26 protein-coding genes are annotated in these 24296 nt (G+C 44.9%); 12 read left to right on the top strand and 14 right to left on the bottom strand.

What is annotated here, in order from left to right:
- Positions 1–36: 36 nt before the first annotated feature.
- Entirely contained in the window at positions 37–495 is a 459-nt protein-coding gene (locus IDJ77_RS15925; protein WP_191189966.1) for a nuclear transport factor 2 family protein, read from the bottom strand.
- A 148-nt stretch (positions 496–643) separates the two neighbouring features.
- On the opposite strand from IDJ77_RS15925, the gene IDJ77_RS15920 reads away from it, so the two are divergent.
- Positions 644–1174 (top strand): REP-associated tyrosine transposase, encoded by a 531-nt coding sequence (locus IDJ77_RS15920; protein WP_191189965.1) that lies wholly within the window; start codon positions 644–646, stop codon positions 1172–1174.
- 124 nt (positions 1175–1298) lie between these two features.
- Here the strand turns inward: IDJ77_RS15920 and dnaA are convergent, their stop codons facing one another.
- The 3 genes from dnaA to IDJ77_RS15905 all read right to left on the bottom strand — a co-directional run bounded on the left by dnaA (position 1299) and on the right by IDJ77_RS15905 (position 5120).
- Complete coding sequence (dnaA, locus tag IDJ77_RS15915) at positions 1299–2723, bottom strand: chromosomal replication initiator protein DnaA (protein WP_191189964.1); 1425 nt, start codon at positions 2721–2723, stop codon at positions 1299–1301.
- A 334-nt stretch (positions 2724–3057) separates the two neighbouring features.
- Complete coding sequence (locus IDJ77_RS15910; RefSeq protein ID WP_191189963.1) at positions 3058–4605, bottom strand: acyl-CoA mutase large subunit family protein; 1548 nt, start codon at positions 4603–4605, stop codon at positions 3058–3060.
- Positions 4606–4610: 5 nt separating this feature from the next.
- On the bottom strand, positions 4611–5120 hold the full coding sequence (locus tag IDJ77_RS15905; protein WP_224751121.1) for a DUF7935 family protein: 510 nt from the start codon (positions 5118–5120) through the stop codon (positions 4611–4613).
- 113 nt (positions 5121–5233) lie between these two features.
- Between IDJ77_RS15905 and IDJ77_RS15900 the strand changes: the two genes are divergently transcribed.
- Positions 5234–5587, top strand: coding sequence for a HesB/IscA family protein (locus IDJ77_RS15900; protein WP_191189961.1), 354 nt, complete (start codon positions 5234–5236; stop codon positions 5585–5587).
- Positions 5588–5698: 111 nt separating this feature from the next.
- Here the strand turns inward: IDJ77_RS15900 and IDJ77_RS27960 are convergent, their stop codons facing one another.
- Positions 5699–6436: a TlpA family protein disulfide reductase gene (locus IDJ77_RS27960; RefSeq protein WP_191189960.1), complete on the bottom strand. Its 738-nt coding sequence runs from the start codon at positions 6434–6436 to the stop codon at positions 5699–5701.
- A gap of 147 nt (positions 6437–6583) precedes the next feature.
- Here IDJ77_RS27960 and IDJ77_RS15890 point away from each other — a divergent pair, with 147 nt between their 5' ends.
- On the top strand, positions 6584–7822 hold the full coding sequence (locus IDJ77_RS15890; protein ID WP_191189959.1) for an ABC transporter permease: 1239 nt from the start codon (positions 6584–6586) through the stop codon (positions 7820–7822).
- A 171-nt stretch (positions 7823–7993) separates the two neighbouring features.
- On the opposite strand, the gene IDJ77_RS15885 is transcribed toward IDJ77_RS15890, so the two are convergent.
- From IDJ77_RS15885 to IDJ77_RS15870, 4 genes are all read right to left on the bottom strand, one after another.
- A complete protein-coding gene (locus IDJ77_RS15885; protein ID WP_191189958.1) occupies positions 7994–8737 on the bottom strand; it encodes a tyrosine-protein phosphatase in 744 nt (247 codons plus the stop codon).
- 3 nt (positions 8738–8740) lie between these two features.
- A complete protein-coding gene (rfbB, locus tag IDJ77_RS15880) occupies positions 8741–9793 on the bottom strand; it encodes a dTDP-glucose 4,6-dehydratase (RefSeq protein ID WP_191189957.1) in 1053 nt (350 codons plus the stop codon).
- A gap of 71 nt (positions 9794–9864) precedes the next feature.
- The gene (gene galE, locus IDJ77_RS15875) at positions 9865–10884 is read right to left on the bottom strand and encodes a UDP-glucose 4-epimerase GalE (protein WP_191189956.1); all 1020 of its coding nucleotides are present in this window, start codon (positions 10882–10884) and stop codon (positions 9865–9867) included.
- A gap of 58 nt (positions 10885–10942) precedes the next feature.
- The gene (locus IDJ77_RS15870; RefSeq protein ID WP_191189955.1) at positions 10943–11935 is read right to left on the bottom strand and encodes a UDP-glucuronic acid decarboxylase family protein; all 993 of its coding nucleotides are present in this window, start codon (positions 11933–11935) and stop codon (positions 10943–10945) included.
- Positions 11936–12080: 145 nt separating this feature from the next.
- Between IDJ77_RS15870 and IDJ77_RS15865 the strand changes: the two genes are divergently transcribed.
- A complete protein-coding gene (locus tag IDJ77_RS15865; RefSeq protein ID WP_191189954.1) occupies positions 12081–13295 on the top strand; it encodes a 3-deoxy-D-manno-octulosonic acid transferase in 1215 nt (404 codons plus the stop codon).
- On the opposite strand, the gene IDJ77_RS15860 is transcribed toward IDJ77_RS15865, so the two are convergent.
- Positions 13255–13758: a hypothetical protein gene (locus tag IDJ77_RS15860; protein WP_191189953.1), complete on the bottom strand. Its 504-nt coding sequence runs from the start codon at positions 13756–13758 to the stop codon at positions 13255–13257. The two genes, IDJ77_RS15865 and IDJ77_RS15860, sit on opposite strands and share 41 nt — an antisense overlap.
- Before the next feature lie 94 nt (positions 13759–13852).
- Here IDJ77_RS15860 and IDJ77_RS15855 point away from each other — a divergent pair, with 94 nt between their 5' ends.
- The 8 genes from IDJ77_RS15855 to hemH all read left to right on the top strand — a co-directional run bounded on the left by IDJ77_RS15855 (position 13853) and on the right by hemH (position 20822).
- Positions 13853–14671: an alpha/beta fold hydrolase gene (locus IDJ77_RS15855; RefSeq protein ID WP_191189952.1), complete on the top strand. Its 819-nt coding sequence runs from the start codon at positions 13853–13855 to the stop codon at positions 14669–14671.
- Positions 14668–15294, top strand: coding sequence for a lysophospholipid acyltransferase family protein (locus tag IDJ77_RS15850; protein WP_191189951.1), 627 nt, complete (start codon positions 14668–14670; stop codon positions 15292–15294). Before IDJ77_RS15855 ends, IDJ77_RS15850 begins: the two co-directional genes overlap by 4 nt.
- Positions 15295–15296: 2 nt before the next feature.
- Entirely contained in the window at positions 15297–15926 is a 630-nt protein-coding gene (locus IDJ77_RS15845) for a lysophospholipid acyltransferase family protein (RefSeq protein ID WP_191189950.1), read from the top strand.
- Positions 15923–17017 (top strand): glycosyltransferase, encoded by a 1095-nt coding sequence (locus IDJ77_RS15840; protein WP_191189949.1) that lies wholly within the window; start codon positions 15923–15925, stop codon positions 17015–17017. Before IDJ77_RS15845 ends, IDJ77_RS15840 begins: the two co-directional genes overlap by 4 nt.
- The gene (locus tag IDJ77_RS15835; protein ID WP_191189948.1) at positions 16990–17649 is read left to right on the top strand and encodes a carotenoid biosynthesis protein; all 660 of its coding nucleotides are present in this window, start codon (positions 16990–16992) and stop codon (positions 17647–17649) included. Before IDJ77_RS15840 ends, IDJ77_RS15835 begins: the two co-directional genes overlap by 28 nt.
- Positions 17650–18049: 400 nt before the next feature.
- A complete protein-coding gene (locus tag IDJ77_RS15830; protein WP_191189947.1) occupies positions 18050–18901 on the top strand; it encodes a 4-hydroxy-3-methylbut-2-enyl diphosphate reductase in 852 nt (283 codons plus the stop codon).
- A 28-nt stretch (positions 18902–18929) separates the two neighbouring features.
- Entirely contained in the window at positions 18930–19628 is a 699-nt protein-coding gene (locus tag IDJ77_RS15825) for a fatty acid desaturase (RefSeq protein WP_317174349.1), read from the top strand.
- Positions 19629–19802: 174 nt separating this feature from the next.
- Entirely contained in the window at positions 19803–20822 is a 1020-nt protein-coding gene (gene hemH / locus IDJ77_RS15820; RefSeq protein ID WP_191189946.1) for a ferrochelatase, read from the top strand.
- Positions 20823–20988: 166 nt separating this feature from the next.
- Here hemH and crtD read toward each other — a convergent pair whose 3' ends face one another.
- Genes crtD through IDJ77_RS15800 form a run of 4 tightly spaced genes read right to left on the bottom strand, consistent with a single transcriptional unit; the run spans position 20989 to position 24291 of the window.
- On the bottom strand, positions 20989–22458 hold the full coding sequence (gene crtD, locus IDJ77_RS15815; RefSeq protein WP_191189945.1) for a 1-hydroxycarotenoid 3,4-desaturase CrtD: 1470 nt from the start codon (positions 22456–22458) through the stop codon (positions 20989–20991).
- 4 nt (positions 22459–22462) lie between these two features.
- On the bottom strand, positions 22463–23362 hold the full coding sequence (locus tag IDJ77_RS15810) for a LysR family transcriptional regulator (protein WP_191189944.1): 900 nt from the start codon (positions 23360–23362) through the stop codon (positions 22463–22465).
- Positions 23363–23365: 3 nt separating this feature from the next.
- On the bottom strand, positions 23366–23542 hold the full coding sequence (locus IDJ77_RS15805; protein WP_191189943.1) for a 2-oxoisovalerate dehydrogenase: 177 nt from the start codon (positions 23540–23542) through the stop codon (positions 23366–23368).
- A gap of 5 nt (positions 23543–23547) precedes the next feature.
- Positions 23548–24291 (bottom strand): Abi-alpha family protein, encoded by a 744-nt coding sequence (locus tag IDJ77_RS15800; RefSeq protein WP_191189942.1) that lies wholly within the window; start codon positions 24289–24291, stop codon positions 23548–23550.
- Positions 24292–24296 lie beyond the last annotated feature (5 nt).

Below are 24296 nucleotides of genomic sequence, written 5' to 3'. Positions count from 1 at the left end.
AGATTTTAACCTAAGACTTTCTGCTTCAGCCTTAAATTACTCCGGGCAATTGTCTTTCCTTCGGGTATCTATGATGTACACGATCTTCCAGCCCGTGGTGGTTTTCATCAGCTGGAAAAAGTTTACCCCGCAATGGCTGAACACCGGGCCACGATAAAATTTATAGGGCGTCCACACACTGGCAAGGGGGCCGTCCACTTTTATATCACCATAGGTAATACGCTCATCCCATACTTCTTTATGCGGAGTGCCTACTGCTTTTATAAAACCGTCGGGTTTTTCGTTCTCCAGTATATTGGTACCGTCCGCTTTGGTATGTACACCCTGGAATGCCAGCCCGTCTGCAAAAACAGATTTTAGCATGGTGCTATCACCTTTGCGCATAGCATCGAACATGGTGTTGATGGCTTTTTTGATATCGTCCTTGTCGGTGTTTTGGCAAAAGGCAGTAGTAGAAAAGCAGGTGATGGCAAGGAGGAGTATGGCTTTTTTCATGATGGCTGGATTGTGAAGGCAATTTAAGAAAAGTTTTTTTCTTTAAATAATCCACCAAACAGCGCAGTCGCTCGGCTCCGGCCGAGTGACTATTATTAATAGGCCTCCGGCCGCCTCAATTTAAGGGCAAATATTTATCTTAGTTTTAATGTCCGAATTAAGAAAAGCAAACACCGACCGCCCGTTTTTTATAACTATGCCTGTTGTTGGCTGGGTAGATGTTTTTACCCGGAACGAATATTGCGAGTTATTTATCCGTAACATGGAGTATTGCAGAAAACACAAGGGATTAAAAGTGTATGCTTACTGTATCATGAGCAGTCATATACATTTGATTGCTGCGCATGATGAGGGTAGATTGCCTGATATTCTGCGGGACCTTAAAAGCTATACGGCTAAACAGTTAATTGCAAATATCGAAAATAATCCACGGGAGAGCCGAAAGGAATGGCTGCTCTATTTATTTAAATTCTTTGCGAATAAAACGAGCCAGAATAGCGAATATCAATTCTGGCAGAAAACGAGTTATCCTATTGAACTAATAACCGGGGCGGTTTTTGATCAGAAAATGGATTATATCCATCAAAATCCGGTGAAGGCGATGCTGGTAAACGATGAGACCTGTTATGTTTACAGTAGTGCAAATCCTGACTCTCCGTTTTTGGTTGACGAGAGTTGAGGCAAGGGGGGGGCGGCCAGAGGCCTTATAATAGTGTGTCACTCGGCCGGAGCCGAGCGACTGCACTTTTTTTAACCAAAAAAGCCCCGCATTCGCGAGGCTTCCCATATATCTTTAACGCCAATTACGACATTTTCAGTTTCTTCTGTATATCGGCTACATAGCCTTTGAATTTTTTATCGGTATCAATTAAATCTTCAACTGTTTGGCAGGCGTAGATAACGGTAGAGTGGTCGCGGCCGCCGAAGAAGTTACCAATTGATTTTAATGAGCTTTTGGTATGTGCCTTGGCCAGGTACATGGAGATCTGGCGGGCCTGAACGATCTCGCGTTTGCGGGTTTGCGATTTTACCATCTCGATAGGTACTTCAAAGTACTCGCAAACAAGGCTCTGGATGTATTCCATCGAAATTTCTTTGGCCGAATTTTTTACAAAATTCTTCAGCATCTGCTTGGCCAGGTTCAGGTCTATCTCCTTGCGGTTGAGGGTTGATTGTGCCAGTAAGGATACCATCGCGCCTTCCAGCTCACGTACGTTGTTATCAATGTTGTGGGCAACGTATTCAATCACATCGTTTGATAGTTCGATACCGTCCTGGTAAATTTTATTTTTCAGGATAGCCATACGGGTTTCCAGATCAGGGATCTGCAGATCGGCAGAAAGGCCCCATTTGAAACGCGATAGCAACCGCTCCTCTAAACCGGCCAGATCCTTGGGCGCTTTATCTGATGTAATGATTAGCTGTTTGCCGCTTTGGTGCAGGTGGTTGAAGATATGGAAAAAGAAATCCTGTGTTTTTTCTTTGCCGGCAAAGTTGTGCACATCATCCATAATGAGTACATCTATCGCCTGGTAAAAATTCACAAAATCGTTTATGTTATTATGCTTTAAAGCATCAACAAATTGTTGGGTAAATTTTTCGCAGCTAACGTACAGCACCAGCTTATCGGGCAGGGCGCGTTTTATTTCGTTACCAATAGCTTGTGCCAGGTGGGTTTTACCCAAACCCACACCGCCATATATCATTAAAGGGTTAAATGAAGTACCTCCCGGTTTGGCAGCAACAGCGTAACCGGCAGAGCGTGCCAAACGGTTACAATCGCCCTCTACAAAGTTTTCGAAGGTGTAGTTACGGTTAAGCTGAGGGTCTACATTCAGTTTCTTCAATCCCGGTATAACAAAAGGGTTTTTAATGTCCTTGTTAATAGAAATGGGTATTGGCATCGACTGGTTTTTCGATTCGGCGCCGTTTCCGTTGGATGGCATATTAGTGGTATACGGCTTGCTGGTAGATTGCTCCACAACAATGTTATACTCCAGCCTTCCTTCGTCACCCAGTTGCTTCTTTATCGTTTTACGCAGCAGGCCAACATAGTGTTCCTCCAGCCATTCGTAAAAAAATAAACTTGGTACCTGTATGGTTAACACGCTTCCTTCCATCCTTAAGGCCTTTATCGGCTCAAACCAGGTCTTAAAACTCTGGGCCGGTATGTTGTCCTTGATGATCTGCAAGCAGCTATTCCAAACGGTAGTACAAGTTTTTTCCATAGTAGATAGTAGTAATTCTTTGATTTTCAGCGTCCCAGCAAGCAACTTTTTAGCCCGTTTCGGAACATCGAATATTCATAAAAAAAGCGGATTAAAAAAGATATTTTGAGAATATTTCCGAAATATATTTATCTAAAGCTTAACTTTTTTTAATGTGTAATTCATATTAAATGTTATCTTTCGCAAGTGAAAATGCATTATGCCCCTATACGCTTCGTATGGGCGTTTTTGCAAGTTTAAACAGCAATCCGAATCCTCTTTTTTGTAAAATATCGGAGCTCGCCTACTTCAATTTGCTCTAAGCTTATAATAAATTTTAACCGCTAATGTTTTATTAATATTCCCCGAAAATATCGCGGAGCGTATCGGCTATTTCGCCTAAGGTGGCGTAGCTTTCTACAGCGGTTAAAATGTAAGGCATAAGGTTTTCGGTGCCTTTTGCGGCTGCTGCTAAATTTTGCAGCGCCCGGCTTACCTCAGCTTTATTTCTTTCGTCCTTTAAACGTATCAGTTGCTCCGTTTGTTTGCGCCTGATAGAATCATTTACGCGGAAAACACTATCTGCCACTGCCTCAGCCTGAATAAATTTATTTACGCCAACCAGCACCCGTTCGCCACTCTCAATATCGTTTTGATACTGGTAGGCAGCGGCTGCAATTTCCTGCTGCATGTAGTCGTTCTCAATGGCTTTTACCGAGCCACCCATCGCATCTATCTTATCAATATATACCTGCGCGGCGGTCTCTATCTCGTTTGTAAGAGCTTCTATAAAGTACGAGCCGGCCAGCGGGTCAACTGTATCGGTAACGCCGCTTTCAAAAGCAATGATCTGCTGGGTACGCAGGGCTATTTTGGCGGCTGCTTCGGTAGGCAATGAAAGTGCTTCATCATACCCGTTGGTGTGTAAGCTTTGTGTGCCGCCCAGCACTGCTGCCATGGCCTGCATCCCTACGCGCACAATATTGTTCATGGGCTGCTGGGCCGTAAGTGTGGAGCCTCCTGTTTGGGTATGGAAACGTAGTTTTTGCGCACCCGCATCAGTGGCTCCCAATTCCTTAGTAATATGCGCCCACATACGCCTGGCGGCCCTAAACTTGGCTATCTCTTCGAAGAAATTGTTGTGGCAATTGAAAAAGAAGGACAGCCGTTTGGCGAAGACATTAATATCTAAACCTTTATCAAGCGCGGCTTTTAAATAGGTTTTGCCATTGGCGAGGGTAAACGCCAGCTCCTGCACGGCAGTTGAGCCCGCCTCGCGGATGTGGTAGCCGGATATGGATATGGTGTTCCACTTAGGCACTTCTTTACTGCAGTATTCAAAAATATCGGTAATGAGCCGCATGGATGGTGAGGGCGGGTAAATATAGGTGCCCCGTGCCGCGTACTCCTTTAATATATCGTTTTGGATGGTGCCCGAGATCTGCTTCAGATCGGCTCCCTGTTTTTTTGCTAACGCGATGTACATGGCCAGCAGGATGGAGGCCGTGGCGTTGATAGTCATGCTGGTGGTGATATCCTTTAGTTGGATGCCATCAAACAAGGCTTCCATATCTTTTAAGGAATCTATTGCCACGCCCACTTTGCCCACTTCGCCTTCGGCGAGTTCATGGTCGCTGTCGTAGCCTATTTGGGTAGGCAGATCGAACGCTACCGAAAGGCCCATGGTGCCTTGGCTGAGCAGGTAATGGTAACGCTTATTGCTTTCTTCGGCGGTGGAGAAGCCGGCGTACTGGCGCATGGTCCAGGGTTTGCCGCGGTACATATCTTTTTGGATGCCGCGGGTATACGGGAACTCTCCCGGCAATTCGTTCATGCCCGAAGGTTCGGTGTATACCTCCTTTACCTCGATGCCCGAGCTATTGGTGATCTTTTTACCAGCCATAAGTGTTAAAACAAGTCCTCCAGGTCTTTCCTTAACAGGGTAATGGCAATATCGTAAGGGTTATCTTCCAGCTTGCCGAGGTGGTTTAGAATAATACGGCCCAAATCGAGCCCGTTGGCACCTTCGGGCAGTGCTTTTACAGCGCTGTTCACTACGGCAAGAGTATCTTCTTTTACGCGTTTGATCACGGCCCAGGCGCGGTCGCTTACATAAATTTGCTGGGTTACGTTATGCTGGTACTCGTTGCGTACCTCGTTCACAATAATAATATTCAGTTCGGCTGCCGAAAGGCTGTTGCCGTTTAAGCGGATGAGTAAATTGGCAGGGTTTACCCGCTCTACAAAAAGCACCAGCCGCTCATAAGCTTGCAGGCGCAATGGAAGCGTTTGCGCGCTTAATCCCTTTTTCAACTCCAGTGCCTGCAGGGTTTGGGTTTTATCTAAGTAAGGTTTAAACAGATAGAAGGCAACATACACCACGCCAATACCGGCCATTGTATATTTTGCAATATCCATTAATATGCTATAAAGTACCATGTTTTTTAAATGTTAGGCAGAGGTCATAAATAATATGGCCGCGACAAAAATCCGCATTTTACCTTATATTTGTATAGTTAATTAAAAATAAGATGAGCGCGTTTGTGGAAACCCTAACTGCACCTGTAACCTTTACCCAGGGTGCCGTAAAAGAACTTTTTAAACTGAGAGATCAGCAGGAATTAACTGACGATTTTGGCTTACGCATTGGCGTTGAGGGTGGTGGCTGCTCGGGCATGAGCTACGTTTTAGGTTTCGACCAGAAAAAAGAAGGCGATCAGGAGTTTTTAATTGAGGGTTTGGTAGTTTATATGCACAAAGCACATGGCTTATACCTGGCTGGTATGCAGATAGATTTTCAGGACGGATTGAACGCCCGCGGCTTTACTTTTAATAACCCTAACGCTGCAAGCACCTGCGGTTGCGGTACTTCGTTTTCGGTATAATGTCTGAACCCGAATTTTAAAGAATTCTGAGAATTTATAGAATGATATTGTAAACCCCGTCCCTTGGATGGGGTTTTTTAGTTAGCGGTTTTCCCCTACAACTTTTCCCAATTAATTTTCTGCTTTTACCTCTTCAATTGTTTTTTTGAGATAAGTTAAAGCACCTTCACCAAAACCCGATGAACTGTACCGGGTAACTCCCTTTTTATCGATCACTACGTTGGTAGGGTAGCTGTTAATGCCATAGCGGGTGCAATCTTCACGGGCATCATAAATTTGGCGGTAATTAAATGGAGTGGCTTTCAGGAAATCTTTTATCTCGTATTTCAAGTCGAGCCCTATACCAATAAACACTACATCAGGGTTATCGGCCACCAATTTATTAAGTTCGGGGATCTCTTCTTTGCATGGCGGGCAGTTGATAAACCAAAAATTGAGTACGATAACTTTACCGGCCAGCGCTTTAAAATCAACCTTTTTACCGTCCACATCTTTGGCATTAAAAAGCTCTTTTTTTTCACCTATCGGGAAGGCCGGACTTGGCGGCAGCATTATTGCGGGCATGGCACTTCGCCTGCTATTGCGGGCGGCGATATCAGCGGCACTCATTTTAACAATCGTCATACTATCGGTGTTATAACCCTTGCTCCTGAGCATGTAGCCACCCCCTGCCATCATTTGATGCCATTGGGCATACGGCAATATTGCGCCCGTGCTGTCTTTTACTATTTTTTGTTCCATAGTGGTTTGTGATACAGCTACCACTTTAGTTGAAACGGTTTCCTGCTGCGCGGCAGCGTCTGTTATTGCAGCAAAGGTTAAGGTTATCAGTAATACTATCTTTCTCACAGGTATAGGTGCTTATTTAAATGAAAGTACTACAAGTTTTTTGCCTGCGCAAATACTTTTAATTTGCCTGTATTAAATCGTTAGGCAGCTTGTAACAAATTGTGCTGTGCCATAGTCAAATGCAAACGAGTTTCTTAATTTTAAGCCATGCCGGTAAAAACTACCTACAAAGAAAATATAGCTATAGCCTTACAATCCATCGCTGGTAACAGGCTGCGTACATCGCTTACGGCCCTCATTATTGCCATAGGCATTATGGCGCTGGTGGGGATACTAACGGCAATTGAAGGGATTAAACAGTTCACTAACGATGCCTTCGCCGGGCTTGGCGCAAACTCCTTCACTATACAAAACCGTGGCTCGGGCATTAGCTTTGGTAATGGCGGCCACCGTAAAATTTACCCGGCCATCAGTTACCAGGAGGCCGAACGTTTCCAGAAAACTTTTAAGCTGCCGGTGCGCATCAGTATCGATTTTACCGTATCGGGTACGGCTATCGCAAAATACGAGAGTATAAAAACGAACCCCAACATCAGGGTTATAGGCAGTAACGAGAATTACATATTTATTAAGGGGCACAAGATCGCTTTCGGGCGTAATTTTTCTACATCGGAGGTTGATCACGGCGCTAACGTGGTGATCATAGGCGATGAGCTTAGATCGAAACTTTTTAAAAATACCGACCCGATAAACAAATCTATATTGCTCGGTTCCAGTAAATTCAGGGTGATTGGCGTTATCGCAGCAAAAGGGAGCAACAGCTTTGGCGGCGATAAATTTTGTATCATCCCGGTTGTAAAGGCAAGGCAACTGGCGGCAACGTCAAAACCATCATTTGCCATTGTGGTTAACGTAGGCCAGCCCGAAGCATTGGATGCTACCATTGGCGAAGCAACGTCATTGTTCAGGAACGTGCGCAGCCTGCATTTAGGGCAGGATGATAATTTTGAGATCTTCCGTGCCGATTCGATACAGGCCGAACTTGCCAGTAACCTAAATGGTGTTACCGCTGCCGGTTTTGCGGTAGGCATTATTACCCTGATAGGCGCCGCCATTGGCCTGATGAACATTATGCTGGTATCCGTTACCGAGCGTACCCGCGAAATAGGCCTGCGCAAAGCCATTGGTGCCACACCATCGGTTATACGTAAACAGTTTTTAATAGAAGCTATCGTGATATGCCTTATCGGAGGTGTCGGGGGTATTATATTGGGTATGGCTGCAGGTAATCTTATAGCCGTACAAATTAGCGGCACCTTTGTAGTGCCGTGGTTCTGGCTGTTTTGCGCCATTGGGCTTTGTACGTTTATTGGCCTGTCGTCGGGCTTTTACCCGGCAAAAAAAGCGGCTAAGCTTGATCCGGTGGAAGCGTTGAGGTATGAATAGAGGTTAGAGTTAAGAGACAAGAATCAAGAGACAAGACTGGAAGATAAGAGGCTCGGGGCTACTCCTGATCTGTATATAATAAATAAGAAGGGGAATAAGCACATTGCTTATTCCCCTTCTTATTATCTCTTATTTTCTTGTCTCTTGATTCTTGACTTTTTGCCCCTAACTCTAAAGCAGCATCTTGTTCTTTAGTGGATAATCTACCAGCAGCTTTTCTATATAATCGGTAGTAAGGGCATCTTCAAATGCTTGTGCATGGCGCGGATGGTGCATATCGCTCGATATAAAATCAACTATCTGGTGATCTACCATGCTCTCGGCCATTTTTTGGGTTGGCTTACCATAATACCCTGTTAATGATATGGTGTTTATCTGTAGGCTGCAACCCCAGCTGCGTATAGCCATCATGCGGTCGATATCCATATAAGCGTAACGTTCGGGGTGGGCCAAAATGGGCTTGTAACCGGCATCTCGCATTTTTTGGATCATTTGTATCACGTTAGGCGGCTCGTTAATAAACGATAGCTCAAACAATACATAATTATCGGCACCCATGGTCATCAGGCTGCGTTCGTCTATACGTTTCTCAAAGGTCTCATCGAAGTAGTGCTCGGCAGCCGCCTCAACAGGGATATCTATGTTCTGGTTTTTGAGTTCTTCTTTAAGAACAGCAAGCGCGTTCATGATAGATTCGCGATCGTTACGATAATAATCAACCATCACATGGGGGGTGGCAATTATTTTTTTAATGCCCAGTTCCATCATTTTTTTGATGAGGAAAACAGATTCTTCGGGCGTTTGCGCGCCATCATCTATCCCCGGTAGCACGTGTGAATGCATATCTACCACAACCGGCCCATAATCGAGCGTTCTTTCTTTTTTTACTTGCTTTCTCTTAAATAATCCAAACATTCTTTAACGGTTATTATATTGCTCACTGTAATATTCCTGGTAATGGCCCGATGTTACATCGCTAAGCCAGCCTTCGTTTGCCAGGTACCAATCTACAGTTTTTTCCAGCCCTTCTTCAAAAGTTATCGATGGCTCCCATCCCAGCTCGTTCTTTAGCTTGGTTGCATCGATGGCGTAACGAAGGTCGTGCCCGGCCCGGTCGGTAACGTAGGTGATCAGTTTTGCCGATTCCCCCGCCTCGCGACCCAGTTTTTTGTCTAATATACTACAAAGCAGTTGTATCAGGTCAATATTTTTCCACTCGTTGTGCCCGCCTATGTTGTAGGTGGTGCCTGTGGCCGCCTGGTGAAATATCACATCAATAGCACGGGCATGGTCTTCTACCCAAAGCCAATCGCGGATGTTTTCGCCTTTGCCATATACGGGTACAGGTTTTTGCTGCTTTATATTATGGATGGCAAGCGGTATCAGTTTCTCGGGGAAATGGAACGAACCGTAGTTGTTGCTGCAGTTGGATATAACCGTTGGCAACCCGTAAGTGTCATAGTAAGCCCTCACAAAGTGATCGGAACTTGCTTTAGAAGCCGAATACGGCGAGTGCGGATCGTAGGCGGTAGTTTCCACAAACATGTCGGTATCGCCAAGGGTGCCGTACACCTCATCGGTAGATACATGGTAAAAGCGTTTATCGGCGTAGTTATCCTTCCAGATGGTTTTAGCCGCGTTCAGCAAATTTACGGTGCCAACCACGTTGGTCATCACAAATTCCAGCGGGTTAGATATAGAGCGGTCCACATGCGACTCGGCTGCAAGGTGTATCACCGCATCCGGCTGCTCCACTTCAAATAAGTTATTGATGTAGGCCAGGTCAACAATATCGCCTTTTACAAAGCGATAGTTAGGCTCATTTTCAATATCTTTTAAATTGGCCAGGTTGCCGGCGTAGGTTAATTTATCGAGGTTGATGATCTGGTACTGCGGGTAGGTTTTTACAAACCGGCGCACCACGTGCGAACCGATAAACCCAGCCCCGCCGGTAATAATAATTTTTTTCATTTCAGAAAGCTGTTTCAACTAAAGCCGTAGCCATAACGTGGCAATTACCGGCATTAGCTTAATTGTATGTGCTATAATGGATTTTTGGCCAAATAGTTTTCCCAATTCCATGCAGATGACATCATTTCGTTGATGCCCAGCCCGGTTTTCCAATTGAGCTCGTTGGTAGATTTTGTAACATCGCCCCAAACCTGCTCCACATCGCCTGCGCGTGCGGGGCCTATCTGGTAGTTGAGTTTAACGCCGGTTGTTTCTTCAAAGGCTTTGATTACCTCTAATACCGAGGTGCCGGTGCCCGTGCCGATGTTAAACACATCAAATCCTTTAAAGCTTGCCTTTTCGGCCAGTTTAAGGGCTGCTACGTGTGCCTTGCCAAGGTCTACAACGTGTATATAATCGCGAACGTTGCTGCCATCGCGTGTGTTGTACTGATCGCCGAATACGGTAAGTTTTTCGCGCTTGCCAATGGCTGTTTGCGTAATAAAAGGCACCAGGTTTTGCGGTACGCCAATAGGCAACTCGCCAATTAAGGCCGATTCGTGTGCGCCAACCGGGTTAAAATATCTCAGCGAGATAATTTTATAGGTACTGCCCGCGGCGATAACATCTTTCAATATTTCCTCTGCAATTTGCTTGGTATTACCATAAGGCGATTGCGCTGCTTTTACCGGAGCGTCCTCGGTTACGGGGAGATTATCGGGCTGGCCGTAAACGGTACAGCTGGATGAGAACACAAAGTTTAGTGCTTTGCCTTCGTAAGCGTTAAGGATGTTTATTAACGAGAAAAAATTGTTGCGGTAATATTTAAGCGGAAGCTTTACCGATTCGCCAACGGCCTTAAAGGCGGCAAAATGGATAATGCCACCAATTTCGGGCTCCTGGCGGGCAAAGTTGTTTACAGCTTCTTCATCGCAAAGGTCCAGCTTGTAAAATTTTGGTTTGTAGCCTATTATTTTTGCAAGCTGATCTAATATTTTGATGCTGGAGTTAGAGAGATCATCGATAATTACCGGCTCGTAGCCTGCGTTTACTAATTCAACTACGGTATGCGAGCCAATAAAACCTAAACCTCCTGTAACTAATATTTTCATTTATAACACTTTTGGATAAAGTTAAGCCTTGCAAAGATATTCGCAAGGCTTAACAAAATTATTTATTGTAGGTTGTAAAATCCTTATGTTCTACTTTTTCAATCACATCCTGCGGTAGCGATTTAAAATAATCGTAAGTTATTTTAAGGCCTTCCTCGCGCGATACCTTTGGCTCCCAGCCTAAAATGGCCCTTGCTTTGGTGATATCCGGGCGGCGTTGTTTAGGGTCGTCTGTAGGCAGGTCTTTATAAACCATTTTTTGCGAAGTACCGGTAAGCTTGATGATCTCTTCGCCAAATTCTTTAATGGTGATCTCGCTTGGGTTACCAATATTCATAGGCAGTGCGTAATCGCTAAACAGTAAACGGTAAATACCTTCAATCAGATCATCTACATAGCAAAACGAACGTGTTTGCGAGCCATCACCAAAAACGGTAAGGTCTTCGCCGCGGATAGCCTGGCCTATGAAAGCAGGTAGTACGCGTCCGTCGTTTAGGCGCATACGCGGCCCGTAGGTATTAAAGATGCGCACGATGCGGGTTTCTAAACCATGGAAAGTGTGGTAAGCCATGGTGATAGATTCCTGGAAGCGTTTGGCTTCGTCGTAAACACCACGCGGGCCAACCGTGTTTACATTACCCCAATATTCTTCGGGTTGCGGGTTAACGCTTGGGTCGCCATAAATTTCTGAAGTGGAGGCGATAAGCATCCTGGCGTTTTTGTGTTTAGCAAGGCCCAGCAGATTATGCGTACCCAACGAACCAACTTTTAAGGTTTGGATAGGTATTTTTAAATAATCGATAGGGCTTGCCGGCGAAGCAAAATGCAGGATGTAATCCAATTCGCCGGATACATACACAAATGTAGAAACATCGTGATTGTAGAATTCGAAATTCTCTAATTTAAAGAGGTGTTCGATGTTGCGCAGGTCGCCTGTTATCAGGTTGTCCATTGCAATAACATGAAAATCTTCTTTTATAAACCTGTCGCAAAGATGCGAGCCTAAAAATCCGGCAGCACCGGTTATTAAAATACGTTTACGCGTTGCCATTAATTTATTTTATTTAATTATTGAATATTTAAAAACCGAAGCCAATTATAGAGGATACCAGCCTTGCGCAGGTAATATAGCACGATACTTGTGATATAAGTTATTACTTTTACTGCCGACGAAGATAATAATTACAAATTTAAAAATGGTTCAACTATACAACATTGCCATCATTATATATTACTGCCTGGCGCATATTGTAGCTGTTTTTAATAAAAAAGCCGGGTTATGGCTTGCCGGGCAAAAAAACAATACGGTTGAACCCTTAGCTTCCAGCATCTGGTTTCACTTCGCTTCGCTGGGCGAATTTGAGCAGGGCAGGCCGGTTTTAGAGCAAATGAAGCTGCTTTACCCGGATAAACCTATCGTTATCACCTTTTTTTCGCCCTCGGGTTACGAGGTGCGTAAAAATACGCCGCTTGCTAACGCCGTTTACTATTTGCCGCTGGATACGGCTCAAAACGCGGCCAAATTTATCAGCACCATAAAACCGGCGATGGTCATTTTTACCAAGTACGAGTACTGGTATCATTATTTTAACGAGCTGCATAAGCAGCATGTGCCTCTTTATATTATCTCGGGCATCTTCAGGCCCGGGCAGGTTTTTTTTAAATGGTACGGGGGCTTGCATCGCAACATGCTGAAACTGGTTACCTGGTTTTTTGTGCAGGATGCGGATAGTAAACATTTGTTGCAGGGTTTGGGTAAATCAAACATCACCATCAGCGGCGATACCCGGTTTGACAGGGTATGGGCCAACGCGCAGCAGCCACGGGAATTGCCTGAGATTGCCGCTTTTAAAGGCGACCACAAGCTCTTTATAGCAGGCAGCACCTGGTCCGCTGATGAAAAATTGTTAGCTACGCTGATCGACAAACACCCCGATTGGAAATTCATCTTCGCCCCGCACGAGATTGGCGGGGAGAAGATAAGCAACCTGGTAAACATATTGCCAAAGGACTCTACTGTAAAGTATTCTCAACTCAGTACTCACCACTCACCACTCACTACCCTCATCGTGGATAACATCGGGATGCTTTCGTCCCTGTATCAATACGCCGATATCGCTTACATTGGCGGTGGGTTTGGCGCGGGCATCCACAATACGCTGGAGGCCGCGGCCTTTGGTATGCCGGTGATATTTGGGCCTAAGTATGATAAATTTAAGGAAGCGAAGGACCTGATTGAATTGAATGCCGCCTTCAGCATTAGTACCGAAGCGGAATTATTAACTACTGCCGGGAGTTTGATGGATGATGAGATATTCCGTTACCGCACGGCAAGGACATCAAAAAAATATGTGGAGGAACATGTGGGGGCTACAGAGGCGATTGTGAAGTATATAAAGGCAAAGCATTAATTGCGTCTTCTTTATCGCGAAGCTTTTCCAACGCTTCCATGTAATCGTACATGATGTTGTAATTGTCGAAAGCATCACCTTTTATTTTGCGCATGCTGAAGGTTAAGGATTCTCTCTTTTCGTCTTTGAAAATTACTTTAATCTTCCCTTTTTCCAAAACCAGATTGTAAACTTCACTCCAAAGGATATTTCGGTTACCGCCAACGTCAACGATCTCATTTTCGGTTAGTTCGAGCGCTACTTTCTTTGCTCTATTTTTTACGTAAGTATTAATAAACGTGTAGCTTATGAAAAATAAAAAAAAAGCGAGAAAGGCAATATCGAAATATATAGCTACCGTGTGTATTCCTGGTTTTTTCATGTCGCGGATAAGCATATTGGGGATCGATATTGAACACAATAGCACCGAGGCGTAGTTTGATAAAGTAAAATCTCGCCCGTAATAAAATTTAAGGTTTTTCATGTTGGTTTAGGTAAAGTTAAACCATTTAAGTAATTATTCAATACGTATTTATCGCTCTCCAAATAAACCCTGCAAATTTCTTAATATTGCCGCCATGGGTTTTTTGGACATCGCCGGACTGGGCAAGGCACATTATCACGAATATGGCAGCGGCAGTAAACCCCTGCTTGCCTTCCACGGGTACGGGATGACGGGCAGGCAATTTCATGTGCTGCAAAACTCCATCCTGAAGGAATACCACGTTTACGGCTTCGATCATTTTTTTCATGGTGAAAGCAAAGTTGAAGGCTGGAGCGAGGCCCAAATTGTAGCCGGTATGCCCAAAGCCATGGTAAAAGCTTATGTGGAAGAATGGTTTAAGGCGCATGGCAGGCAGCGATTTTCCGTAATGGGGTACTCCATCGGTGCCAATATCGCGCTGATATTGTTAGAAGAATATGCCGACCTGATAGACGAAGTTATCCTGATGGCGCCCGATGGGCTTTCGGTTTACAAAGGCTTCCATTTTTTAACGCATCAACCTGTTGGCCGCCGGTTTTTTAAAACCGTTACTAAAAGTAAATGGCTGGCACCGGGACTAATGAAGAGCCTAAAAAAAGTCGGTTTTATTGATGAGAGCCTCTTCAATATCGCCTATAATGAAATCGATACCGAACAAAAACGGCTGGATGTGTATTATACCCTAAACCTCATCCGTTTGCTAAAACCCGATACTGTAAAAATTGCGCAGCTCATTAACCAACATCATATCAAATGCCGGCTGATATTTGGTAAAAGCGATAACCTGTTCCCCAAATCGGCCGCGATGCCTTTTGTAAATAGTTTGGATAACCCGGATGTACACGAAGTGGCCTTAGGCCACTGGCTGGTAGTAAAAGAATTGGACGAGTATTTAGTAAATTTACCCCGATGATAGCAGCCCGCCGCAAAAAGTTCCTGGCCGATGTATTTGCCAAATACATGTATCACCGTATGCGCAAGGCTTTTAATAAGCTGGAGGTGGTGAATAAAATTACGCCCAAACCAGGGCACTCGGTACTGCTGCTTTGTAATCACTTTGGCTGGTGGGACGGGCTTTGGGCCAATTACCTGGCCTACTGGCACCTCGGGCGCAAATCGTACATCATGATGCAGGAAGACCACCTGCAGGCGCGCATGTGGCTAAACCATTGCGGGGCATTTTCCATCAGCCGCAGCTCGCGCGAGATGATCAAATCCTTACAGCACGCGGCGGATATTTTAAACGATCCGGAGAATATGGTGATCGTTTTCCCGCAGGGCGAACTGATATCCAACCATACCACCGAAATTAAAGTAGAGAAAGGTATCGAGCGCCTTATCAAAAACATAAAAGGCCCCTGCCATATCATTTATAACTGCGCCCTGGTAGAATATTTTGAGAGCCTTAAGCCGTCGGTATATTTTCACCTGCTGGACCTGGGCGTGGCAGGCGAGCTGAGTTTTGATGAACTGACGGAAAAGATAAACACTTTTCACAGGCAGGCTTTAAAAAACCAGGTAAACGTAGCGCATTAAATATGATCTATCCCAAAAACAACCGCTTGATGAAATGGATGTTCGACACCTACGTAAAGTGGCTGGTGGGCAAAACTTTTCATCAATTTTTGTATAACGAGGTGGGGTTGGATAGTGATAAGTCTGTATTGTTGGTAGCTAACCACTTCAGTTTTTGGGATGGGCTAATTCTGTATGTTTTAAACGATAAGCTGCTGCATAAAAAATTCCATGTAATGATATTGGAGGATACCGCAAAGCGCGAAGGGATGCTGCGTTACGCCGGGGCGTTCTCGGTAAGTAAAAACTCCCGTGATATGCTGGAATCTTTAAACTACGCTGCGGAATTATTGAACCAGCCCGGCAACCTGCTGCTGATGTTTCCGCAGGGGAAGCTTTATTCCAACTTTGTAAACCGCGTGCATTTTGAACAGGGGTTGTTAAAGATCATGAAAAAGGCCGAAGGGAAATTCCAGATCTTGTTCGCCGCAACTTTTATTCAGTATCTTAAGCACAAAAAGCCATCGGTAACCGTTTATTTAAAAACCGAAAGGGAGACCTACTCTGATAAAACCATTGATGAATTACAAAGCACCTATCAGCAACACTACGATGCCAGCAAATTGCAACAAACCGAAATTGAGATAAAGTGATCATAGCCCTGCTCATCGTTTTTATTTTTTTGATCCTGCGCTTTACGGTAACCCTGTTCAATTTTTTGTCGAACCCCAAATTGCCGCGCATAGGTAAGCACTATGCCGATAGGGTATCCATCCTTATCCCGGCCCGTAACGAAGCGGAGAATATTTTGCCCCTGCTTACGTCCCTCCATCTGCAGGATTACGATAACTACGAAGTGCTGATACTGGACGACAACTCCACCGATGAAACCTATAAAGTGTGCCTTGATTTTGCCGCCAGGCATCCCCGCTTTAAAGTGATAAAAGGCGAAGCCCTGCCGACAGACTGGCTCGGAAAAAACTACGCCTGCCACCAACTGGCGCAACAGGCCACCGGCGATTACTATTTGTTTTTAGATGCCGATGAGCAAGTGCAGAAAGGGCTTATCAACAGCGCTGTTCACCGGATGAAATTGCGCCGTCTATCGTTGCTTAGCCTGTTCACCAACCAAACCATGCTGAGTGTTGGCGAGGAGATGGTGGTGCCGCTAATGCATTACATTCTGTTAAACCTTTTGCCCTTACGATTAGTCTACCTGGTAAAAAGCGCGGCTTTGTCGGCAGCCAGCGGGCAATTTATGTTGTTTGATGCCGCCGATTACAAAAAATACCAATGGCACCAGCTGGCAAAAAACAGGGTGGTAGAAGATGTGGAGATTATGAAGCTGGTAAAGGCCGCCAAGCTGAATGGCGAGGCCTTGTTAGCTAATGGGATGATCAGCTGCCGCATGTATAAAGGATATAACGAGGCGATAAACGGTTTCGGTAAGAATTTTTTGGCTGCGTTTAATTACAACATCATCGGCTTTTTAGTTTACCTGTTGCTTATTATTGGAGGGCCTGCCATCATTGTGATGACCATGAACCTTAACCTCATTTTTATTATGGTTGGCTTAATTGTGCTTGGCCGTATTATGATATCACTTGCTGCCGGGCAAAACGCCTGGATAAATGTATTTTTACATCCGGTACAAATGCTTAGCCTGTTAATTATCGGCATTACATCAATACAAAAACACCTCACCAAAACCACCGTATGGAAAGGCCGAAAGATCTCAGTATAACCCCGCGCACGGCCAACATAGTCATTATTCTGTTCCATTTTGTTGGGCTGGTGGGGTTGATGATACCCGCTACGCGACAGCTGTTTTTACAAATTGTCCCCTGGCACCTGTTACTGATGCTGCTGGTGATTGTACTGGCACATAAAAACTTTGATAACAAATTCGCGGCTTTTATAGCGCTCCTTTTTATCTCCGGGATTGTTTTGGAATGGATTGGGGTACACAAAAATTGGCTGTTTGGCAACTACGCTTACGGCAAAACCCTTGGACTTAAAATATTCGACATCCCCCTAACCATCGGTATCAACTGGTTCCTGCTGATATACGCGGCCGGCGTTACCATGCAACGGAGCCGGCTCAAGAGCATCTTCCCGAGGGTAATAGTTGGCGCGCTGCTTTTAGTACTGCTCGACCTGCTCATAGAACCCGTTGCCATCCGGTTTGATTACTGGCACTGGGCGGATAACATCATCCCTTTTAAAAATTACTATTGCTGGTTTTTGGTAAGCGCAACTATGCTTTTCGTGTTCGAGAAGTTTGGGTTTAAGAAACAAAGTATAGCCGCGCCGGTATTGCTGGCAACCGAGTTTGTGTTTTTTGGGCTTCTGAATATCGTGGGGTTGTTGAGTTAGCTTGCGAATTGTCTGAACCTTGATGAGGAGGATTCGAGGATTACCCTGATTAAAATTCAAGAAATCCTAAAATCCTACTAAATTATGGTTCAGAAAAATGCGCCAGGGATTGTAAGGGTTTAGCCCGAAGGGCCGGAGCGAAGCGCAGCCCTGCAAAGCCCGGTCCGCTGAATAGCGGAGGCGCTATAATCAATTGTCTGAACTCGAATTAAACGAATTTTAATAATTAACAGAATTTTAAAACAAGGGGCCTTATTCTGCATTAACCTCTAACCTCTAACCTCTAACCTCTAACCTCTAACCTCTAACCTCTAACCTCTAACCTCTAACCTCTAACCTCTAACCTCTAACTTTTCCCAACCTTTCTAACTTAAAATAAATACCGTAAATTTGCAGGCAAATGGGTGATTATCAACTTCAGGTTACTATCGATCAGGACTCCGGCTTTTGCTTCGGGGTGGTGTATGCCATTGATATGGCCGAGGAAATACTGGCCGAGGATGGCTATTTGTATTGCCTGGGCGATATTGTACACAACGACGAAGAGGTTGACCGCCTGAAAGCCCTGGGCCTGCGCATTATAGAACATGCCGACCTTGTGGGCCTGCACGACGAAAAAGTGCTGATCCGTGCCCATGGCGAGGCGCCGGAGACCTATAAAATTGCCTTAGAAAATAATATCACGCTGATAGATGCCAGCTGCCCGGTGGTGCTAAAACTGCAGAACCGCATTAAAACATCGTACGATAATAACGAGAAGATACTGATATTTGGTAAGCACGGCCATGCCGAAGTAGTGGGCCTTGAAGGGCAAACCAATGGCAACGCGTTGGTTTTTCAGGACATCAGCGAGTTGGATAATGCCGACCTCCCTGCCAACTTTACCCTATACAGCCAAACCACCAAAAGCATGGAGAAATTTTACCATGTGAAGGATGAACTGCTGAGCCGCGGTTACGAAGTAAAGGCGAACGATACCATTTGTCGCCAGGTAAGTAACCGCGATAAGGATCTGCCCGCTTTTGTGGCCAATTTTGATAAAATTGTGTTTGTATCAGGCAAAAAATCGAGCAATGGCAAGGTGCTTTACGAGGTTTGCCGCAAGCATAACCCAAATACTTACTTTATATCCAGCGTGAGCGAACTGGATAAAAACATGTTTGCCGCCGGCGATAAGGTTGGCATTGCCGGGGCCACATCCAGCCCTATGTGGCTGATGCAAATGGTAAAAGCCGAACTGGAAAGATATTAACAGCACGCTATTTGCTGTATAAACAAACGTGCAAAAAAATCCATCTTATACCGGTTTATTTGTTGCCCTGTTAGTCATTGGCAGCTGGGTTACATCTACATTGCTGTTGATGCAATGGCAGGTGAACTTTGCTAATCCGTTCCTGTACCTGTTTATCTTGGTGCAGATGCACCTGTATACCGGGTTGTTCATTACCGCGCACGATGCCATGCACGGCACGGTTGCGCCAAACCCAAAACTGAATAATTTGGTGGGTTATATCTGCACCTTTTTATACGCTTCGTTTTGGTACCCGCAGCTCTATACTAAGCACCACAAGCACCACAGCCACGTGCATACCCATGAGGACCCCGATTATCATAACGGTAATTTTTTTGCCTGGTATGTGCAGTTCATTCGTAATTACTTGTCCATCTGGCAAATTGTAGTGATGGCCATCCTGTTCAACGTATTTAAAATGTGGGTGCCGCAGCCAAATCTCATTTTGTTTTGGGTGGTGCCATCGTTGTTGAGCACTTTACAGCTGTTTTACTTTGGAACCTACCTGCCGCATAAGGGTGAGCATGATAATAAGCACCAGTCGCGCAGCTTGCAGCGTAACCATTTCCTGGCTTTTTTTAGCTGTTACTTTTTTGGATACCATTACGAGCATCATGATGCGCCATGGCTGCCTTGGTGGAAGTTGTGGCAGGCCCCCCGGCCTCCTGAAGGGGGAGCTTTTGATTAGCGTAATGAAGAAAAAAAGAACCCCCTCCTTTGTAGAGGGCAGGGTGAGGCTTTGGTTAACACCTCTTCAGGGGGCGGAGGGGGCTAAATATGATACTCATCATATATTTGTAATTTGTACCTTCTGCACTGCCACGGGGGTTTAAATTATCTTAATTTTGCGCAACTATAAATTATGGCGAAAAAGGGAATCTTACTTGTAAATCTTGGTACACCAGATAGTCCGTCAACAGCGGATGTACGCAAATACCTCGATGAATTTTTGATGGACCCACGGGTGATAGATGTGAACGCTGCATTGCGTACATTTTTGGTGAAAGCCATTATCGTACCCTTCAGGGCACCAAAATCCGCGAAGCTTTACCAGGCCATCTGGAACAACGAGACTGGTTCGCCCCTAAAACACTATAGCATTTTACAGCAAAAAGCCCTGCAGCAGCGCCTTGGCGATGGTTATATGGTGGAGCTGGCTATGCGTTATCAGAGCCCTTCTATCGAATCTGCCCTGCAGAAATTGAAGGAGGCCCTGGTGAGCGAGATCCAGGTGATCGCGCTCTTCCCGCAATATGCGTCGGCAAGTACGGGTTCGGTGCACGAGAAGGTGATGAGTATTGTAAAAGAATGGCAAACCGTGCCTGATATTACCTTCATCAATTCGTTTCATGATAACGAACTCATGATCGAGACCTTTGCTGATAATGCAGCCAAACATCAGCCCGAAACTTATGACCATGTTTTGTTCAGCTTTCATGGCCTGCCGCAGCGCCAGCTAAAAAAATGCGATCATACCAACAGCTATTGCCTGAAGGTGGATGGCTGCTGCAACACATTAAACGATACCAATAAATTTTGCTACTCGGCACAATCTTATGATACCGCGCGACTCATAGCCGCCAAAATGGATCTGCCAAAAGATAAGTATACCGTGTGTTTTCAAAGCCGCCTCGGCAGCGACCCATGGGTACAGCCCTACACCAGCGAGGTGATCAAACAAATGGCCGAGCAAGGCAAAAAACGTCTGCTGGTATTTTGCCCCGCCTTTGTATCCGACTGCCTGGAAACTGTTTACGAAGTCACCACCGAATACGGCGATGAGTTTAAAGCCCTCGGCGGCGAACATGTGCAGCTGGTAGAAAGCTTAAACGCCGAGCCAAAATGGATAGATGCGCTGGAAAAGATGGTGCTGGAAGGGTAGAGACAATAGTAACTTAAAAGTATGTCATTGCGAGCGAAGCGCGGCAACCTCATAGGACGTTTAGCCACCTTGCAAAGTACCGATGCTTGTCCTATGAGGTTGCCACGTCGCCCCATTACGCAGCCCCACGCCGCTCCTCGCAATGACACGGCGGTTATTATGGGTTTTATATTATCTCCGCAGTTATCTTCGCCGATAACAAACAAAGCGGAATCCCGCCGCTAGGGTGCACGCTTCCTCCGCAAAAATGCAACCCTTTTACTTTCGAGGATTGATTTGCATGTCTTAGAAATGCAGCAAACTGGCTGTTAGAACTGGTGCCGTAAATAGAACCTTTGTAGGATGATGTTTTTGTTTCGATACTGCGCGGGTCTAAAATGCTTTCGCATGCAATCAGCAAGCTAATGTCTTCCCCTAAAACTTTGCTCAGCTTTCGTAGGATATTTTGCCGGGCACCGGCAATCAATCTTTCCCAATCCTGCCCGTTATTGGCTGGTACGTTTATCATCACAAACCAATTCTCGCTGCCATCCGGTGCATCATCAGGTTTTAATTTGGAGCTGATATTGACGTAAACAGTTGGGTCGTGGTAGATCTGCTGTTGCTGCCAGATATGGCTGAATTCGGCTTTATAATCGGCACTGAAGAAGATGTTGTGGAGGTCAAGTTCCGGGAACGTCTTTTTTATCCCCCAATAAAATATCAGCGCAGAGCTGCTGCGTTGCTGGTTAAGCGTTTTTTGCGGGTGCAATTGCTGATGTTTTTGCAGCAGGTTTTTATAGGTAAACCAGATATCCATGTTGGATACCACAATATCGCCCACGATATTTTCGCCTTGTACCCTGATGCCTTTTGCTATTTTATTAATGACGACGATCTCATCCACTTTAGCATTGTAGCGGAATTTCACGCCCAATTCTTCCGCCAGTTTTACCAGTGATTGGGTAATGCTGTACATCCCGCCATCAGGAAAATACGCGCCGAAATGATGTTCGAGATGGGGGATCACATTCAGCGTGGCGGGCGCTTCATATGGGTTGGAGCCATTGTACGTAGCATATCTGTCGAAAAACTGCACCACGCGCTTATCTTTAAAATAAGTTTCGTTGGCTTTGTGCATGGTGCGGAAAGCATCTATCTGCGGCAGTTTAAATATCGAACGGACGGTGTCCCACCTTAAAAAGGTTTGCAGGCGGTGCAATGAACGCTCTAAAAAAACATGGTTGGTGATGTTATAGATATCGGCACTGCTTGCCAGGTATTTGATCACATTGGCGGCAGGCTCGCCCGTGGCGCGGTTAATTTCCTGCGCAAATTGTTGGGTGTCGGCATAAGCCTTTATTCGGGTGCCATCCTCGTAAAAATAATTGCAAACCGTGTTCAGCTTTTGATATTGGAAGTAGTCGGCAGGGTTTTTACCGGCAAGGGTAAACAACTCATCAATATATTGCGGCATGGTGAGCAGGCTTGGACCCGCATCGAAACGATAACCATTTTGCTCAATTTCCGACAGTTTGCCACCGGGGTAGCTGTTGGCTTCAAATACTTCTACCACATAACCCTTTACTGCCAAACGGATAGCTGTTGCAATACCGGCAATACCTGCACCTATAATGATGGCTTTTTTTGAAGACATGGTATTAACCGGCTATATGCTTTACCGCATAATTGATAAAATTGCCCGTTAACCCGTTATCCTCTGTGCCTTTGCGGCGGATAAAATAAAAGTCACGCGTTATTTTTAAGCCTTCGATGGGTACTTCTACCAGGTCACCTTCCGCCAATTGGCGTATTATAGATGGCCGGGGCATAAAGCCGAGGCATTGATCGGCCAGCAGGAAATTCTTTAGCGCTTCGGTACCGCCAAGGCGGATCTTAACGGATAGGTCGGCAGGTTTGATATTGAGTACAGCGATAGCTTTAAGCAAAGCCGTAAGCGTACCCGAGCCACGTTCGCGCAGGGCGAGCGGCGTTTTTACAAATTGTTTTAAGCTAAGCGATTTCCCCGCCAACGGGCTTTTAGCCGAGCAAACCGGGATCACCTCGTCGCTCATAAAATGGGTGTAGGTAACTGTGGTGAGCTTGCTGTCTGCCTCGATGATACCCAGATCAACCTCGTGATTAAGCAGGGCGTTTAGAATATATTCCGAGTTGCGGTTAACCAGCTGCACACCCACATTAGCATATTCGCGCTGAAAACCAGAGAGGATATAAGGTAAAATATATAGCGCTATAGTGGTACTCGCCCCCAGCCTTAAATGCCCGGCTGCATTGGCCGCGTTGCTGAGGATAGAAAGGTCGTATTCTACCTTGCGCTCAATTTCCGAAGCTTGTTTAAGGTAATCGTTTAGTTTGATACCGGCTTCGGTGAGTAAAATGGTGTTGCCTTTACGTTCGAACAGCGGTAATTTATACTGATCTTCCAAAGCCTTTACGTGCTTGCTGATGGCCGGCTGTGTAATAAACAGCACCTGCGCCGCCTTGCTGAAACTAAGGTTGGCAGCAACTTCCATAAAAACACGGTGGGCGAAGGAGATCATAGATTAAGCAAATATCAACTTAAATTTGGGAAAAATAGGCCCATCAAAATGACATGTTATAGCCTCGGCAATATTAAGTTCTAATTCTTCAAGGGTATTGGCTTGGGTAAAAATTGAATAATCAATAGCCCTTGCTGTATATCCATTATTTACAATAAAATCAATAGGTGGTATCGGCATAATCGTTAGCGTTTATCTTTGAAGAAAATAAATCCTGTCTCCGGTATACAGGCCTTTACAAATAATTTTCCAAAAGTTGTAAGCTCAATCTCACCATGTTCGATTATTCCTGTTTGGATATTTAACTCATTTCTTGGGAATTCTGTATGAAGAATAGGCCATTTAATTAAATTTAAGCTTTCAAGGTGCGCAAAGTACATCTGAAAATTTTCAGGGAAAGTCAATTCACTAAGTGAAAATTCTGATGAAATGATTCGATAGTTTATAAACTTATTTTCTTGGTGATCTAAATCGCTGTGAGTAGCAACTTTAACCTTCCCCCCCTTTAACTTAAAAAGCGAATATGCTTCGTCTGGGGATAGTTGATCAATAATGTGGAAGAATGCGGGATGTGCTTCGTTCACCCTTTCTTTATCGATAGAGCGCGATAGAAGATTAATATACAAACTTGTTAGATAATTGCTTTCCTCTAAATACTTAAATCTTTCAATTATTGGTCCGCTTAAAGAAGCAGGAGCCTGAATTTGATTTTTTTCGGGAACGGCAAGGCGAGCTTTATCAAGATATTTTGTTATTCTGTCTTGATAACTGGCTGATAATTGCAAAGGCAAAGTAAAAAGTCTTAGCGACTTCATTAAATCGGTCAGCATCTTGCCTGCTTCTTGCACAGAACCTGAAAAGCCATCCTCATATATTCTCTTGATAGTTTCTGCTCCTAAAACATTTGCCAACTTTTCTAAATCTGCCATATTAC

It is taken from the genome of Mucilaginibacter pankratovii (assembly GCF_014773265.1).
Lineage (GTDB): Bacteria > Bacteroidota > Bacteroidia > Sphingobacteriales > Sphingobacteriaceae > Mucilaginibacter > Mucilaginibacter pankratovii.
This window is presented reverse-complemented; position numbering and strand designations above follow the sequence as displayed.